Annotated in this window: 3 protein-coding genes; all 3 read right to left on the reverse strand. The window is 70.3% G+C overall.

The features are described from left to right. Positions 1–150 precede the first annotated feature (150 nt). On the reverse strand, positions 151–606 hold the full coding sequence (locus VN378_RS10880; RefSeq protein WP_325743600.1) for a hypothetical protein: 456 nt from the start codon (positions 604–606) through the stop codon (positions 151–153). Positions 607–671: 65 nt separating this feature from the next. Beyond that, positions 672–2,579: a 1-deoxy-D-xylulose-5-phosphate synthase gene (gene dxs / locus VN378_RS10885; protein ID WP_325743601.1), complete on the reverse strand. Its 1,908-nt coding sequence runs from the start codon at positions 2,577–2,579 to the stop codon at positions 672–674. A 68-nt stretch (positions 2,580–2,647) separates the two neighbouring features. Beyond that, positions 2,648–3,508: a farnesyl diphosphate synthase gene (locus VN378_RS10890; RefSeq protein WP_325743602.1), complete on the reverse strand. Its 861-nt coding sequence runs from the start codon at positions 3,506–3,508 to the stop codon at positions 2,648–2,650. Positions 3,509–3,537: the final 29 nt, after the last annotated feature.

Genomic DNA, 3,537 nt, shown 5'->3' on the forward strand with positions numbered 1-3,537 from the left:
GCGTCATCCGTCTCCTCCCTGTTCGCGCAGCGAATGGGGAGGGGGACCCCGAAGGGGTGGAGGGGTAAGGCGGCGCGGCCCCCCTCCGTCACGGCGCGAAGATGCGCCGCGCCACCTCCCCATCGGAGATGGGGAGGAGACGGGACGGGACTAGTTCCCCGATCGCCCGGCCGCCGGAGCCGCGTCGCCCGGCGTGGCCGGCGTGGGGCCTGCGGCATCGGCGGCGGCCTGACAGTCCTGGCCGGCGTAGAGGCCGTTCAGATAGTACCAGCGGTGGCGGATGGCGGCGGCTTCGGCCTCCTTGCGCTCACGGTCGGGGCGGGTCAGGGCGTCGGCGCCGGCGATGGCCAGACCGGCCCCCGGAATGATCAGGGCCGCGCCGGCCTGGGCCACGCCGCTGACGGCGCTGAGGAAGCCGCCGCCGGGCGCGCCGCCCAGCTGCTGGCTGAGCCCCGCCGCTTCCTCGGAAATCTGCGGGCAGGTCATGGCGGTGTCGCTGGCGCGCATGACCTCGATGGGACCGTCAGCCGGAGCCGGAGCCTCTTGCGCGACAGCGGGCTGGACGACGCCCGCGGCAAGTGCGGCGACGGCGGTCAGGATACGCATGTTCATTGTACTCAACCCTCAAAGCCCCGCAGCACAACGGGTTCAGAGAGCGCCGGTTGCGTGCCTCAGGCCCGAACGGCCCGCGTCGCCTCCACGCCCAGCGCCTGCAGCGCGGCGGCGGCGATGTGTTCGGCGTTCAGGCCCGCCGTGGCGTACATGGCGGCGGGGTTGTCCTGGTCCTGGAAGATGTCGGGCAGGCAGAGGGTGCGGATCTTCAGCCCGGCGTCGAGCGCGCCCTTTTCGGCCAGAAGCTGGAGCACGAAGGCGCCGAAGCCGCCCATGGCGCCCTCCTCCACCGTGATCAGGCATTCGTGCTCGCGGGCCAGACGCAGGATCATGTCGGCGTCCAGGGGCTTGGCGAAACGGGCGTCGGCGACGGTGGCCGAGACGCCGCGGGCGGCCAGGGCCTCGGCGGCCTTGAGCGATTCCTGCAGCCGGGTGCCGAGCGACAGGATGGCGACCGTCGTACCCTCGCGGACGATGCGGCCCTTGCCGATCTCAAGCGGGGCGGCCAGTTCGGGGATCTCGACCCCGACGCCGTCGCCGCGCGGATAGCGGAAGGCGGACGGGCGGTCGTCGATCTTGAGGCTGGTGGCGATCATGGCGGCCAGATCGGCCTCGTCGGCGGCGGCCATCAGCACCATGCCCGGAAGCGCGCCCATGAAGCCGATGTCGAAGCTGCCCGCGTGGGTGGCCCCGTCGGCGCCGACCAGACCGGCGCGGTCCATGGCGAAGCGGACCGGCAGCTTCTGGATGGCGACGTCGTGGACGACCTGGTCGTAGCCGCGCTGGAGGAAGGTCGAATAGATGGCGCAGACCGGCTTCATCCCGTCGGCGGCGAGGCCGGCGGCGAAGGTCACGGCGTGCTGTTCGGCGATGCCGACGTCATAGGTGCGCGTCGGGAAGGCCTGACCGAACAGGTCCAGACCCGTGCCCGACGGCATGGCGGCGGTGATGGCGACGATGGTCGGGTCCAGCGCGGCGCGCTTGATCAGCTCGGTCCCGAACACCTTGGTGTAGCTGGGGGCGTTGGAGACGGACTTCGACTGCTTGCCCGAGATCACGTCGAATTTCGCGACCGCGTGCAGCTTGTCGGCGCTGGACTCGGCCGGGGCGTAGCCCTTGCCCTTCTGCGTGACGACATGGACGATCACCGGGCGGTCGGTGATGGCGGCGGCGTTCTTCAGTATGGGGACCAGGTTGTCCATGTCGTGGCCGTCGACGGGACCGACGTAGTAGAAGCCCAGCTCCTCGAAGAAGGTGCCGCCCACGATCATGCCGCGGGCGTATTCCTCGGCCTTGCGCGCGGCGTTGCGGAACGGGCGCGGCAAATGTTCGGCGACCGATTTCCCGAAGCGGCGGAAATTGCGATAGGCGCCGCCCGAGACCTGTTTGGCCAGATAGGCGCTCATGCCGCCGACGGGCGGGGCGATCGACATGTCGTTGTCGTTGAGGATCACGACCAGCTGTTTGGTCGTCTCGGCGGCGTTGTTCATGGCCTCATAGGCCATGCCGGCGGACATGGAGCCGTCGCCGATGACGGCCACGACCTTGTTGGTCTCGCCCTTCTGGTCGCGGGCGGCGCAGAAGCCGAGGGCGGCGCTGATCGAGGTCGAGGCGTGGGCCGCGCCGAAGGGGTCGTATTCGCTCTCGCTGCGCTTGGTAAAGCCCGACAGGCCGCCCGGCTGGCGCAGGGTGCGGATGCGGTCTCTACGGCCCGTCAGGATCTTGTGCGGATAGCACTGGTGGCCGACGTCCCAGATCAGGATGTCCTTCGGCGTCTCGAACACATGGTGCAGGGCGACGGTCAGTTCGACCACGCCGAGACCGGCGCCGAGGTGGCCGCCGGTCGTGGAGACGGCGTCGATGGTCTCGGCCCTGAGCTCGTCCGCCAGCTGGCGCAGCTGGGGGATGTCGAACCCGCGCGTGTCGGCGGGGAGGTGAACCTGGTCGAGCAACGGGGTGTCGGGCATGAAAACTCTAAATCGCGTGCGGTCTCTTTGATCCACCATTACCGCGTCGTTATCGGGACGCGAAGCGGTCAGGATCGCCGCTTTAGCACGAAGTCCACGCTGGCCTTGAGGATTTCGGCGTCGGGGCCGAAGACGTCGAGGTGGGCGCGGGCCTGGTCGGCGAGGTGGGCGACGCGGTGCCGCGCCGCCGGGGCGCCCAGCAGGGTGACGAAATTGGTCTTGCCCTGGGCGGCGTCCTTGTTGGCCGCCTTGCCGAGGATGTCCTCGTCGCCCTCGACGTCCAGCAGGTCGTCGACGATCTGGTAGGCCAGGCCGATGTCGTGGGCGAAGCTGATCAGGGCCTGACGCTGGGCCTCGCGGGCCCGGGCGATGATCAGGGGAATCTCGAAGGCGTAGGTGAACAGGGCGCCGGTCTTGAGCCGCTGCATGCGGGCGACGCCGCCGAGGTCGTCGCGGACGCCCAGCAGGTCGATCATCTGGCCCCCGGCCATGCCGCGCGCGCCGCTGGCCAGCGACAGGCGGGCGGCCAGTTCGCAGCGGATTTCGGCGTCGTCGTGGGTGTCGGGGTGCAGCAGGATGTCGAAGGCGGCGGTCTGCAGGGCGTCGCCGGCGAGGATGGCGGTGGCCTCGTCATAGGCCCGGTGCACGGTGGGCCGGCCGCGGCGCATGTCGTCGTCGTCCATGGCCGGCAGGTCGTCATGGACGAGGCTGTAGGCGTGGACGCATTCCAGGGCGCAGGCCGCGCGCAAGACCGGCCGCTCCTCGATGTCGAACAGATTGGCCGCCTCGAGGGCGAAGAAGGGCCGCAGCCGCTTGCCGGGCCCCAGGGCGGCGTAGCGCATGGCCTCGGTCAGGCGCGATTCGGGACCGCTGGCGCGGGGCAGAAGCTCGTCGAGGGCGACGGTGACGAGGTCGGCGATCTCGGCCACGCGGTCGACGACGCCCTGCTCCGGGGAGT

Origin of the sequence: Brevundimonas sp., assembly GCF_035561115.1 — a bacterium.
Lineage (GTDB): Bacteria > Pseudomonadota > Alphaproteobacteria > Caulobacterales > Caulobacteraceae > Brevundimonas.